Source organism: Cryptosporangium phraense, assembly GCF_006912135.1.
GTDB classification, from domain to species: Bacteria; Actinomycetota; Actinomycetes; order Mycobacteriales; family Cryptosporangiaceae; genus Cryptosporangium; species Cryptosporangium phraense.
Window position 1 is genome coordinate 29864 of record NZ_VIRS01000006.1, and the last position, 12955, is coordinate 42818.

General features: G+C 70.5%; 8 protein-coding genes. 5 read left to right on the forward strand and 3 right to left on the reverse strand.

All coding sequences use genetic code 11. The features are described from left to right. Positions 1-7: 7 nt before the first annotated feature. The 4 genes from nuoL to FL583_RS10435 are packed head-to-tail and all read left to right on the forward strand — an operon-like array spanning position 8 to position 6025. Positions 8-1939 (forward strand): NADH-quinone oxidoreductase subunit L, encoded by a 1932-nt coding sequence (gene nuoL, locus FL583_RS10420; RefSeq protein ID WP_142704373.1) that lies wholly within the window; start codon positions 8-10, stop codon positions 1937-1939. Beyond that, entirely contained in the window at positions 1936-3471 is a 1536-nt protein-coding gene (locus FL583_RS10425; RefSeq protein WP_142704374.1) for an NADH-quinone oxidoreductase subunit M, read from the forward strand. The genes nuoL and FL583_RS10425 overlap by 4 nt, the downstream gene beginning before the upstream one ends. After that, on the forward strand, positions 3468-4997 hold the full coding sequence (gene nuoN, locus FL583_RS10430) for an NADH-quinone oxidoreductase subunit NuoN (RefSeq protein WP_142704375.1): 1530 nt from the start codon (positions 3468-3470) through the stop codon (positions 4995-4997). The genes FL583_RS10425 and nuoN overlap by 4 nt, the downstream gene beginning before the upstream one ends. Beyond that, a complete protein-coding gene (locus FL583_RS10435; RefSeq protein ID WP_142704376.1) occupies positions 4994-6025 on the forward strand; it encodes a polyprenyl synthetase family protein in 1032 nt (343 codons plus the stop codon). Before nuoN ends, FL583_RS10435 begins: the two co-directional genes overlap by 4 nt. On the opposite strand, the gene FL583_RS10440 is transcribed toward FL583_RS10435, so the two are convergent. Next, positions 6018-7814, reverse strand: a complete 1797-nt coding sequence (locus tag FL583_RS10440) for a neutral/alkaline non-lysosomal ceramidase N-terminal domain-containing protein (RefSeq protein ID WP_142704377.1) — start codon at positions 7812-7814, stop codon at positions 6018-6020. The two genes, FL583_RS10435 and FL583_RS10440, sit on opposite strands and share 8 nt — an antisense overlap. 109 nt (positions 7815-7923) lie before the next feature. Between FL583_RS10440 and FL583_RS10445 the strand changes: the two genes are divergently transcribed. Further along, positions 7924-8607, forward strand: a complete 684-nt coding sequence (locus FL583_RS10445; protein ID WP_142704378.1) for a sensor domain-containing protein — start codon at positions 7924-7926, stop codon at positions 8605-8607. Here FL583_RS10445 and FL583_RS10450 read toward each other — a convergent pair. After that, positions 8596-9333, reverse strand: coding sequence for a PIG-L deacetylase family protein (locus tag FL583_RS10450; protein ID WP_142704379.1), 738 nt, complete (start codon positions 9331-9333; stop codon positions 8596-8598). The genes FL583_RS10445 and FL583_RS10450 overlap by 12 nt on opposite strands. Before the next feature lie 1060 nt (positions 9334-10393). Further along, positions 10394-12760, reverse strand: a complete 2367-nt coding sequence (pcrA, locus tag FL583_RS10455) for a DNA helicase PcrA (protein ID WP_142704380.1) — start codon at positions 12758-12760, stop codon at positions 10394-10396. Positions 12761-12955: the final 195 nt, after the last annotated feature.

The following is a 12955-nucleotide window of genomic DNA, read 5'->3' on the forward strand; positions in this document are numbered from 1 at the left end:
AACCACCGTGGAGTACGTAGAGCCGACGGGGTCTCTCTCCCTGCTCTGGTTGCTGATCGCGCTGCCACTGGCCGGCGCCGCCGTGCTGCTGCTGGCCGGCCGGTTCGCGAACGCCTGGGGGCACCTGCTCGGGTGCGCCACCGTCGGCATCGCGTTCGTGCTGGGCGTCGTCCAGTTCTTCGCGTTGCGGGGGGCTGACGACGGGGCCCGGGAGGTCTCCCAGCACCTGTTCACGTTCATCGACGTCGGTGGGCTGAAGGTCGACGCCGGTCTGCTCTACGACCCGCTCTCCGCGGTGTTCGTGCTGCTGATCACCGGCGTCGGCTTCCTCATCCACGTGTACTCGATCGGGTACATGTCGCACGACGAGGGCCGGCGACGCTTCTTCGGGTTCCTGAACCTGTTCGTCGCGGCGATGCTCCTGCTCGTCCTGGGCAACAGCTTCGTGGCGCTCTACGTCGGCTGGGAGGGCGTCGGTCTGGCGTCGTACCTGCTGATCGCGTTCTGGTACACGCGCCCGGAGGCCGCGACCGCGGCCAAGAAGGCGTTCATCATGAACCGCGTCGGCGACGTCGGCCTGGCGCTGGGCATCTTCCTGCTGTTCGCGAAGCTCGGCGACACGTCGTTCGAGGGCGTGTTCAGCTCGGTCGACAAGCTCTCGTCGACCACGGTGACGATCCTCGCGCTGCTGCTCCTGCTCGGCGCCTGCGGTAAGTCGGGCCAGTTCCCGCTGCAGGCCTGGCTCCCGGACGCGATGGCCGGCCCGACGCCGGTGTCCGCGCTGATCCACGCGGCGACGATGGTCACCGCCGGCGTCTACCTGATCGCCCGGGCCCACCCGATCTACGACCTGAGCGAGACCGGGCAGACCGTGGTCTGCGTCATCGGCGCGCTCACGCTGCTGATCGGATGCATCATCGGCTGCGCCAAGGACGACATCAAGAAGGTCCTGGCCTACTCGACGGTCAGCCAGATCGGCTACATGTTCCTGGCCGTCGGGCTGGGCGGCGAGGCCTACGCGCTGGGCATCATCCACCTGCTCGCGCACGGCTTCTTCAAGGCCGGCCTGTTCCTCGGCGCCGGCTCGGTCATGCACGGGATGAACGACCAGGTCGACATCCGGCGGTTCGGTGGCCTGGCCAAGTACATGCCGATCACCGCGACGACGTTCGGCCTCGGCTTCCTGGCGATCATCGGCATCCCGCCGCTCTCCGGGTTCTTCTCCAAGGACCCGATCATCGAGCACGCCTTCGACCGGCCGGGCTGGTCCGGCTGGCTGTTCGGCACGGTGGCGCTGGTCGGCGCCGGGCTGACCGCGTTCTACATGACGCGGCTGTTCGTCCTGACGTTCCTGGGCAAGCCGCGGTGGACCACCGACGAAGAGGGCGGGGCCCCGCACCCGCACGAGTCGCCGCTCTCGATGACCGTTCCGATGATCCTGCTGGCGATCGGCTCGGTGGCCGGCGGTTTCCTGCTCACCCAGGGCGACCGGACGTCGAACTGGCTGCACCCGGTGCTGGTGGGTGAGGGGGCCGAGGCGCCCGAGGCCGCGCACAAGCTCGAGCCGGTCGTGATCTCCGGCCTGGTCATCCTCGTCGTGCTGATCGGGGTGGCGCTGGCCTTCCTGATCTTCCGCCGCGGCACCGCCCGGGCCGAGCAGCCGGCGAACCAGCTCGTGGTGGCGGCCCGGCGGAACCTCTACGCCGACGCGTTCAACGAGGCCGTGTTCATGCGGCCGGGCCAGTGGCTCACCCGGGCCCTGGTGTACGTCGACAGCCGTGGGGTGGACGGGTTGGTCAACGGCCTCTCCGCCGCGGTGGGGGGTGGCTCCGGCCGCCTCCGTCGCCTGCAGACCGGGTTCGTCCGGTCGTATGCCCTGACGATGCTCGGAGGTGCGGTCGTGGTGCTGGCGTCGCTGCTGGTGGTGCGGCTCGGATGAACGGTCCCTGGCTCCCCGTACTGACTGTTCTCCCGCTCGTCGGGGCGGTCGTCCTGGCGTTCCTGCCGCGCGGTGCGGATCGGCTCGCCAAGCTGGTCGCCATCGGCTGGTCGCTGGTCGTCCTGGTGCTGACGATCATCATCTGCGCCGGCTTCGACCCGGACGGCGACCGGTTCCAGTTCGTCAGCTCGTACACCTGGATCCCGTCGTTCGGCACCCGGCTGGACTTCGGCGTCGACGGCATCGCGCTGGTGATGCTCGCGCTGATCGCGGTGCTGACGCCGATCGTCATGCTGGCGTCCTGGCACGAGTCCGGCGCCGGACGTCGTTCGGTGCGCACGTACTACTCGCTGATGCTGGCCCTGCAGGCCTGCATGATCGGCGTCTTCGTCGCGACCGACGTGTTCTTCTTCTACGTCTGGTTCGAGGCCATGCTCGTCCCGATGTACTTCCTGATCGGGTCGTACGGCGGGGCGCAGCGTCAGTACGCGGCGGTGAAGTTCTTCCTTTACTCGCTCGTCGGCGGCCTGTTCATGCTGGCCAGCGTCATCGGGCTGTACGTGGTGAGCGCCCGCGAGCTCGGCGAGGGCACGTTCGCCTTCGACAAGCTGGCCGGGATGGACATGTCGACGGCCGCCGGGCGGTGGATCTGGCTCGGGTTCTTCGTCGCGTTCGCGGTGAAGGCGCCGCTGTTCCCGTTCCACACCTGGCTGCCGGACGCCGGTGGCCAGGCGCCGATCGGGGCGGCCGTGCTGCTCGTCGGCGTGATGGACAAGGTCGGGACGTTCGGCTTCCTGCGGTACAACCTGCCGCTGTTCCCGGAGGCGTCCCGGTTCTTCGCGCCGCTGGTGATCGTGCTCGGCATCATCGGCATCCTCTACGCCGCACTGCTGGCCATCGGCCAGCACGACATGAAGCGCCTGGTGGCCTACACCTCGGTGGCCCACTTCGGGTTCATCGCGATCGGCGTCTTCGCGTTCACCACTCAGGGTGGCTCGGGCGCGGTGCTCTACATGGTCAACCACGGCATCGCGACCGGCGCGCTGTTCCTGGTCGTCGGGTTCCTGATCGCGCGCCGGGGCTCGACGTTGATCAGCGACTACGGGGGCGTCGGGCGGCTCGTCCCGTGGATCTACGGCGCGTTCTTCATCACCGGTATGGCGTCGCTGGCGCTGCCGATGACGAACTCGTTCGTCAGCGAGTTCCTGGTTCTGATCGGGGTGTTCTCGCGCAACCCCACCGCCGGCGTGGTGGCGACGCTCGGCATCGTGGTGGCCGCCCTGTACGTGCTCTGGATGATCCAGCGGACGATGCACGGCCCGCTGAACCCCTCGCTCGGGGAGAAGCCGTCGTGGCGTGACCTGAGCCGGCGCGAGGCCTGGGTCATCGCGCCGCTGCTCGTCCTGATCATCGGGCTCGGCGTCTACCCGAAGCCGCTGCTCGACGTCATCAACCCGGCGGTCAAGGCCACGCTGACCGACGTCGGCAAGCAAGACCCGCAACCGACTGAAGTGGCCGGAGGAAACCGATGAACATCGATGCTCCCAAGCTGGATTACGCGGCGCTCTCGCCGATGCTGATCCTCCTCGGGGCGGCGTGCGTCGGGATCCTGGTCGAGGCGTTCGTGCCCCGCCGGGCCCGGCACTGGGTTCAGGTCGTCCTCTCGCTGGCCGCGTTGATCGCCGCGTTCGTCGCGGTCGTGCTCCAGGCCAAGACCGAGACGATCACCGCCGCCGGCGCGGTCGCCATCGACGGACCCGCGCTGTTCCTGTCGGGCAGCATCATCGTGCTCGGCGCGGTCAGCGTGCTGCTGATGGCCGAGCGGTCGCTGGACTCCGGCAGCGCGTTCGTCGCCCAGGCGGCGGTCGTCGCGGGCTCCGCGCCCGACCGGAAACTGGCCAGCGAGCCGACCTCGCACACCGAGGCATTCCCGCTCGCGCTGTTCGCGCTCGGCGGCATGGTGCTGTTCGTCTCGGCGAACGACCTGCTGATCATGTTCATAGCGCTGGAAGTGCTCTCGCTGCCGCTCTACCTGCTCTGCGCGCTGGCTCGCCGCCGTCGCCTGCTCAGCCAGGAGGCCGCGGTCAAGTACTTCCTGCTCGGGGCGTTCGCGTCGGCGTTCTTCCTGTACGGCGTCGCGCTGATCTACGGCTACGCCGGCTCGGTCGACCTGGCCGCGATCCACGACGCGGTCAACGGGTCCCCGGCCAACGACGTGCTGCTCTTCGTCGGTCTGGCGATGCTGCTGATCGGTCTGCTGTTCAAGGCCGGCGTCGTGCCGTTCCACTCCTGGACCCCGGACGTCTACCAGGGCGCGCCGACGCCGGTGACCGCGCTGATGGCGGCCTGCACGAAGGTCGCGGCGTTCGGTGCGATCCTGCGGGTGTTCTACGTGGCGTTCCAGTCGACGAAGTGGGACTGGCGGCCGGTGCTCATCGCGATCGCGATGCTGACGATGGTCGTGGGCGCGGTGCTGGCGGTCACCCAGACCGACATCAAGCGCCTGCTGGCCTACTCGTCGATCGCCAACGCCGGGTTCATCCTGACCGGCGTCGTCGCGCTGAACGAGCGGGGCGTCTCGTCCACGCTGTTCTACCTGGCCGCGTACGGCTTCACGACGATCGGCGCGTTCGCCGTCGTGATGCTGGTCCGCGACGCGGACGGCGAGGCGACCCACCTGTCCCGCTGGGCCGGGCTCGGCCGCCGTTCGCCGCTCTACGCCGGCGTGATGACGGTGTTCCTGCTGGCGTTCGCCGGCCTGCCGCTGACCAGCGGTTTCATCTCGAAGTTCGCGGTGTTCGCGGCGGCGATCGACGGTGGCTCGGTGGCGCTGGTCATCGTCGGCGTGATCGCCAGCATGATCCTCGCATTTCCGTATTTGCGAGTCATCGTGCTCATGTACCTGTCCGACCCTGCTGAGGACGGTCCGACCGTTTCGGTCCCCGGTGGTTTCACCGCTGCGGCCCTGACGATCGGGGTGCTCGCCACAGTTGCTTTGGGCGTGGTCCCGACTCAACTGCTCGACCTCGCCGGCGAGGCGGCACAATTTGTTCGATGAACACGCGCGCAGCAGGGATGGACGTGGCACCCACCGGCACCGGTCTACTCGGCATCGAGGCCATCGAGCCTGAGTTCGCCGCCTCCGTCCGTGCCGGTCTCGGGCAGGTGGAGAACGCGCTACTCGGGGCGGTGGCCGACGCCGACCCGCTGGTGAGCAGCGCGGCCCGCCACCTGGTCGAGGCGGGCGGGAAGCGGTTCCGGCCGCTGCTCGCGCTGTCGGCGGCGCACTTCGGCAACCACGAGGCCCCGGACGTCGTCCAGGCCGCCGTGGTCGCCGAGCTGACCCACCTGGCCACGCTCTACCACGACGACGTCATGGACGAGGCTCCGGTGCGGCGGGGGGCGCCCAGCGCGAACGCGCGTTGGACGAACACGATCGCGATCCTGACCGGCGACTACCTGTTCGCCCGGGCCTCCGACCTGGTCGCCGACCTGGGCCCGGACGCGGTCCGGCTGCAGGCCCGGACGTTCGCCCGGCTGGTGACCGGCCAGATCCGGGAGACCGCCGGCCCGGCCGAGGGCGCCGACGCGGTGGAGTTCCACCTGCACGTGCTGGAGGAGAAGACCGGGTCGCTGATCGCCACGTCGCTGCAGTTCGGCGCGATGTTCTCGGGCTGCGGCCCGGCCATCACCGAGACGCTGACCGCGTACGGCGAGGAGATCGGCGTCGCGTTCCAGCTCTCTGACGACCTGCTCGACATCGCGTCGACGTCGGCCGAGTCGGGCAAGACGCCGGGCACCGACCTGCGGGAGGGCGTCCCGACGCTGGCCGTGCTGCACGCGCTGGCCGGCGACGACCCGTCCGAGGCCCGGATGCGCGAGCTGATCTCCCGGCCGATCACCGACGACGACGAGGTGGCCGAGGCGCTGGCGCTGCTGCGGGAGTCGCCGGCGATGGCGTCGGCCAGAGCGACGCTGGCCGCCTACGCCCAGCGGGCCCGGGACCTGCTCGGTTCGCTGCCCGACGTGCCCGCCCGCCGCGCCTTGGAGTCGCTCACGTACTACGTGATCGACCGGACTAGTTGAACGGACGCAGGGCCAGGCCGCGCACCACGAAGCGGTATTCGCGGTCGTCCCGGAGCTCGGGGGCGTGCCAGCGGACGAGGTAGCGGTTCTTCCCGGCGTACCGCACCTCGAGGGCGCAGGACGAGTCGTCGATGAGCGTCTCCCAGCCGGGGGCGCGCTCGACCCGGGCGATCGGCTCGTTCCAGGTCAGGTCGCCGGGTGGGGCGTCGTACCAGCCCTGTTCCCAGTAGGCGTCCTGGTCGGCGGTGACGTCGACGAACCGGGCCGGCCCGGCTGGGCGGGGGTCGACGAGTGCGTCGGACCGCTCCGGCCAGTAGCGGCGGGCCGGTAGGTCGAACGTCCGCTGGATCGGGGCCTCGGTGATCATGTCGTCGTCGCCTACCGCGGCCGCCAGTTCGGCCGCCTGAGCGGCCAGGAACTTCGCGGTGCCCGGTCCGTACAGCGTGTGGCCGCCCTCGTAGTGCTGCCGGCTGTACTCCTCCGGGGTCGTGCAGTACCCGGCGTACTCGTTGGCCACCGACGTCACGACGACGTCGTCCAGGCCGGTCGCCGCGGTCACCGCCGACGCGACCCGTCGCCCGGCGTCCACCGTGATCTCGAACGGCTGGCCGACCAGCAGCGTGGAACCGATGCGCAGGACCTGCACCGGGAGCGTGCGCGGGAACCGGCGCGCGGGCATCACCACCGGCTGCAGCCAGCGGGACCCGAGCACCCACTTCGCCCCGTGCGGGTCGGTCGCCGAGTGGGGCTTCGGCGTCCCGGCCCGGAACGGCGGGATCCGGTGCACGACCGGGGTCTCGTTCTCGTACGCCCCGGCGATCAGCGCGGCCCCCAGCGCGGGGGTCGGTAACGCCTCGGTGCCGGCTTCGCGGAATCCGGCGCCCAGGGCCGGGTCGTCGCGGAGTTCGGGCTCCAGCGTGGCCCACAGGTCGGCCGCGGCCGCCCCGATACCGCGCCCGATCCGCGCCGCCTCGACGTCACCCGCCCGCCCCGGACGCAGCGCTGGCGCCACGTCGGCATGGGTGCCTTGAAGGGCACCGACCACCGGGGCGGGGCCCAACCGGGCCTGGAGTTCCTCGTAGACGTAGGCCCAGAGGTCGGCGTTGTAGACGCTGTTGCTCATCGGGAGGCCGGTGCCGTGGACGCCGAAGACCACGAGGGCGGCGAGCGGGTCGCCGTCCGTGCCGTCGACCCGCAGCAGGTGCAGGCGGGGGTTCACCGCGGCGTAGGCGCGTTGCGGGGCCGTCCGCTGGTCGGGGACCGGGTTGCGGACGTGGGCCGGGAGCGACCGGTTGCGGGTCAGGCCCCAGACCTCGGTCGCGCCGACCGCGAGCCGGGCCGGCCGGCGGGTGTCTACCGCTCTTGTCAGGCCTTCGGAAATCTGGGCGACCAGAAATTTCGTCCAGACCGGGTCGAAGCCCGGCCGGTTCGACGCGAAGCCGTTGTAGAGGTCGGTGCCGAGGAACTGGCCCGGGGCGCCGTGGGTGTGGGTGGCGCCGAGGAACAGCCCGGCCAGCGGGAAGCCGGTCGCGGCCGCGACCGCGCGCTGCAGCACCGCCGACCCGCCGAGCAGGTCGCACTGCACGATCGCGAGCGCGGTCGTGCCGGTCTGCAGGTGCAGCACCCGGGCGCGCAGCCGGCCGCGGTACCCGACGCCGGTGCGGGCGTTGCGGGAGTAGCCGGCTTTCGGAAGGCCGGGCGGAGGCGTGATGTCGACCTCGGCCGCCCCCGCGAGCAACCCCTCCACCGGCTCGCGGCGGATCTCCGGCGTCGCCAGCGTGAACCGCATCCGCGTCCCTCCCGGTACCTGAGAGCTAGATCGGGTTGGCTCCCGATGCCGATTCGCTCGCCGTTGTCGATCCCTAAGTTCAGTCGCACGACGACGAGGGGATGCCGAGATGAGCGCGCCGACCACGACCGAGTCCACGATCACCTACGAAGCCCGTCGGCCGCCGCCGAACGTGATACTCGGCGCCTGGGACGCCGGGACCGGTCGTGCCGCCGGCTACCTCGCGCTGGGGTTCATCACCGGGATCCTCGGCCTGATCACGTTCGTCCTCGTGGTGGCGTTCGGCGCGACGTTCTCCGCGCTGATCGTCGGCGTGCCGGTGCTGCTGACCGTGCTGGCGGTCAGCCGCGGGATGGCCGAGGTCGAACGGCGGCGCGCGTCGATCCTGCTCGGCACGGCCCTGCCGGTGCCGTATCCGCTGGTCAGCGGATCGATCTGGCGACGGGTCGGCCAGTGGCTGGCCGCGCCGTCGACGTGGCGCGACCTGCTCCACCACCTGCTGGTGTTCCCGGTGACGCTGTTCTCGGCCGTTGTCGCTCTGAGCTTCTGGGCTGCCGGGCTGGGCTCGATGACGCTGTGGACGTGGTACTGGTCGATGCCGAATGACCGGATCCCGCTGTTCGGGTTCGACTCGGAGCCGCTGTTCGTCGTGGACAGTGGCTCGTCGGCGATGCCGTGGGTGGGCGTCGGGATCGTGCTGCTGTGGGTGGCCGGGTGGATGACGAAGGGGCTGGCCCGGACGAGCGTCGGGTTCACCACGTTCCTGCTGGGGGCGTCCCAGTCAGGCCGTTGAGATCACCGAGAAGAGTTCGGCCAGGCGGCCGTCGGGGAGGCCGGCGGCCTTCGCGTTGGCGCCGTTCCATTGGAGGAGCCGCTCGCGCATCGCCTCGAAGTCGCCCGGCAACTGGCTGCGGTGCTCACGCAGCGCGGTCAGCTTCTGCTCGAACACGTCGGTGATGTCGACACCGTGGTCGGCGGTGGGAGTGCCGCTGAACCACATCTCGCGGACCGTCCACGCCTCGAGGCCCTCGTCGCGCAGCAGTGTCTCGTGCGCGAACGGGTTGCGGGCGTCCGGGTAGACCGCGTCGAACGTCGCCTCGCCGATGCGGACGTGGTCGCCGTGGGCCGCGGGTACGCGGGCCCAGTCGCGGACCGGCGACGTCGTGACGATCCGGTCGGGGCGCACCCGGCGGATCTGCCGGGTGATGTCCCGCCGCAGGTCGTCGGTGACGTAGAGCGCGCCGTCGGGGTAGCCGAGGAACGTGACGTCGGTGACGCCGACGACCGCGGCCGCGGCCCGCTGCTCGGATTCGCGGAGCGCGGTCATCTCCTCGCGCGGGGTGTCGTCGAAGCCGCCGGCGCCGCCGCTGGTGGCGATGGCGTAGGCGACCTCGATGCCGGCCTTCGTCCAGGTTGCGATCGTGCCCGCGGCGCTGAAGTCGACGTCGTCGGGGTGTGCGGTGACGACCAGCACGCGCTGGACGTCGTCGATCGGGCGTACCGAGGGCGGGAAACTCACCCTCAGATCTTAGGCAGGTCGTTTCCGACCGCCGTGCGGATGGTTTCGGTCTGCTGAGGCCGATTTTTACGCCTGCCGGGCGGGCGCCCGGTCGCTTCCGCGGCCGGCGTGCGGCCGGTTGCGCGCGGGACGCCCCGGACCGCCGTTCGGGGTTGCTCGCCCACCCTCCGCCTGGCGGGGGTGTGCCCGGTGACCGCGGCCGTCTGCCCGCCTCACGTCGAACGTTGGCTGGTGCCCGTGAGATCCGATGGAGGATGCCGTCGGTTCGCGTGTGCCCCAGCCCTCGACACTCCCCAGACCGCACTCCCGAACGGGCCGGCGCCCTCGCGGATCAGGGCTGGCAGAGGCACGAGTTCGAATACCAGCTCACCGGCCGTTGCGCTCGGCTGCCGATCTCGGCCTACGGCAGCGCCACCTCACCCCGGCCAGCACCTACTCAAACCCATCCCTGCGACCACTAATTATCGGAAGCATTCCCGCCCTGCCCGGCTTGCTCGTCGAATTACGGAGGCGCGGTCGGTGTGGATCGGAGCACTGACCTCTCCGAGATTGCTAAGCGCTCAGCGACAATCGCTGAGCGCTTAGCAATCACCGCATGGGGAAGCCGGAAGCCTGAGGCCGGGAGCCTCGGGCCGGGAGCCTTGGGGGGACTTGGGCCGGGGGACTTGGGCGCGGCAGCGTTGAGCCGGCGACGCCGGATCCGTCAGAACTGAACGCGGCACGGCTGAGCCGAGGGCTGCGCGCGGCACCGCTAGTCGCCACCGGGCCAAGACGCGGAAGCGCAGAGACGCGGAAGCGCAGAGCGAGGCAGCGCAGAGACGCGGAAGCCCAGGGCGAGGCAGCGTCAGCCCAAGCCGACGAGATTGCGCTCGCCGCAGCGATCACGACGCAATCGGGTGCGTTTGAGGGATCGGTTGCCCCTGGGACCCCGGCCCTTCCCGCTGCGCCACCCCCGGACCCAGCCACCCCGCCCGGCTCCGGCGACCCCGTCCGGCCCCGTCCACCCCGCCCCGACGGCCCCCGCTACCTCGTCAAAACCCCCGCTCCAACCCTCCAACCCTCACAACTTCTCCAACGGCGCATACCTCAACAAGAACCACCGCGGCTTCCCATCCCCAAAATCCACACAAGCCTGCGCCCGATCCCCATCCCCCCGCATCTCCACGACCCGCCCCAACCCATGCGCATCGTGAGTGACCCGATCCCCGACCTCCAGCGAGATCACCGGCCGGTTCCCCGCCCCGGCCGCCCGCCCACCCGGCCGCGCCGACGACGCGTACTGAGCCGCGAGCCGCTCCTGGGCCGACCCGGTACCGCTCCACTTCGACAGCGTCTCTTTCGGCGCCGGCGCCTCCCGCTCCCAGCTCAGCAGCCCGGTCGGCACCTCGTCGAGGAAGCGGGACGGCGGGTTGTACTGCGGCTGCCCCCAGGCACTGCGCGTGATCGCCCGCGAGAGATACAGCCGCTCCTGGGCCCGGGTGATGCCGACGTACGCGAGCCGCCGCTCCTCCTCCAGCTCCTTCGGGTCGCCGAGCGAACGCAGGTGCGGAAAGACGCCGTCTTCGAGCCCGGTCAGGAACACCACCGGGAACTCGAGACCCTTGGCGGTGTGCAGCGTCATCATCGTGACCTGCCCCTGCGCAGCGGCCTGGTCGGCACCTTCCTCGTCGTCGGGCGCGGGCGGGATGCTGTCGGCGTCGGCCACCAGCGCGACCTGCTCGAGGAACTCGACCAGGCCGGCCTCGGTCTCGGCCGCGGCCGCCCGCTCCTCGAACTCGCGGGCGACGCTGACCAGCTCCTGCAGGTTCTCGACGCGCCCCTCGTCCTGCGGGTCGGTGCTCTCTTCCAGTTCGGCCAGGTAGCCGGTGCGGGACAGCACCTCCTCCAGCACGATCGAGGGCGGCTCGGTCTCGGCCAGCCGGCGCAGCGCGGTCATCAGCGCGGTGAACTCGCCGATCGCCTTCACCGCCCGGCTGCCGATGCCCGGCGCCTCGCCGGCCCGCTCGAGCGCGGCGCCGAACCCGATGCGCTCGCGCGACGACAACGCCTCCACGCACGCCTCGGCCCGATCGCCGATACCGCGCCGGGGCGTGTTCAGGACCCGCCGGACGCTCACCGTGTCGTCGGGGTTGGCCAGCGCGCGCAGGTAGGCGAGCGCATCGCGCACCTCTTTGCGCTCGTAGAAGCGGACGCCGCCGACGACCTTGTAGGGCAGCCCGACCCTGATGAACACTTCCTCGAACACCCGGGACTGCGCGTTCGTGCGGTAGAAGATCGCGACGTCACCGGGCCGGTGATCACCCGAGTCGGTGAGGCGGTCGACCTCGCCGGCGACCCAGGCGGCCTCGTCGTGCTCGTTGTCGGCCACGTAGGCGGTGAGCGGCGCGCCGTCGCCCGCCTGCGACCACAGATTCTTGGGCTTGCGGCTCTCGTTGCGGGCGATGACCGCGTTGGCCGCCGACAGGATCGTCTGCGTGGAGCGGTAGTTCTGCTCGAGCAGGATCGTCGTCGCCTGTGGGTAGTCGCGCTCGAACTCGAGGATGTTGCGGATGCTCGCGCCGCGGAACGCGTAGATCGACTGGTCGGCGTCACCGACCACGCACAGCTCCCCAGGTGGCGGGTCGCCGGCCGAGTCGGTGCCGACCAACTCCCGGATCAGCATGTACTGGGCGTGGTTCGTGTCCTGGTACTCGTCGACCATCACGTGGCGGAACCGGCGCCGGTAGTGCTCGGCCACGGCCGGGAACGCCTGCAGCAGGTTCACCGTCGTCATGATGATGTCGTCGAAGTCGAGCGCCTGGGCCTCGCGGAGGCGACGCTGGTAGAGCGTGTAGGCCTCGGCCAGCATCCGTTCCTGCGTGCTGGAGGCGCGGGACGCCCAGGTCTCCTCGTCGATCAGCTCGTTCTTCAGGTTGCTGATCTGCGCGGTGAGCGAGCGGGCCGGGTAGCGCTTCGGGTCGAGGTCGAGCTCGCGGGCGACCAGCGTCATCAGGCGACGCGAGTCGTCGGCGTCGTAGATCGAGAACGTCGACTTCAGGCCGGCCGTCTTGGCCTCGGCCCGGAGGATGCGGATGCAGGCCGAGTGGAACGTCGACACCCACATCGAGCGGGCCCGCGGCCCGATGAGCGCCGAGACCCGTTCCTTCATCTCGCCCGCGGCCTTGTTCGTGAACGTGATCGCCAGGATCTCGCCGGGCTGGGCACCGCGGTGCGCGAGGATCCAGGCGATGCGGTGGGTGAGCACGCGGGTCTTGCCCGAGCCCGCACCGGCGACGATCAGCAGCGGCGTGCCCTCGTGCACGACCGCGGCGCGCTGCTGGTCGTTGAGGCCTTCGAGCAGCGTGGCCGGGTCGACGGCCAGGCGCACCGGCCGCCTCGGGGGGACGGGATCCGGGGCCTGACTGGGGGCGTCGAACAGGGTGCTCATCGCTGTGCGACCTTACTCCGGCCCACCGACAGATCGAGGGGCCCTCTTGGCCCGGACCGATTCACGTGTAACACTCTTCCCGTGGTTCGACTGACGGCACGATTTTTTTACGGCTCCGGGCATCCGGCAGCCGTCATCGTCGTCTGAACCCAGACCACTTCGACGCCCCGGGGCCCAGCTCCCGGGGCGTTTTGC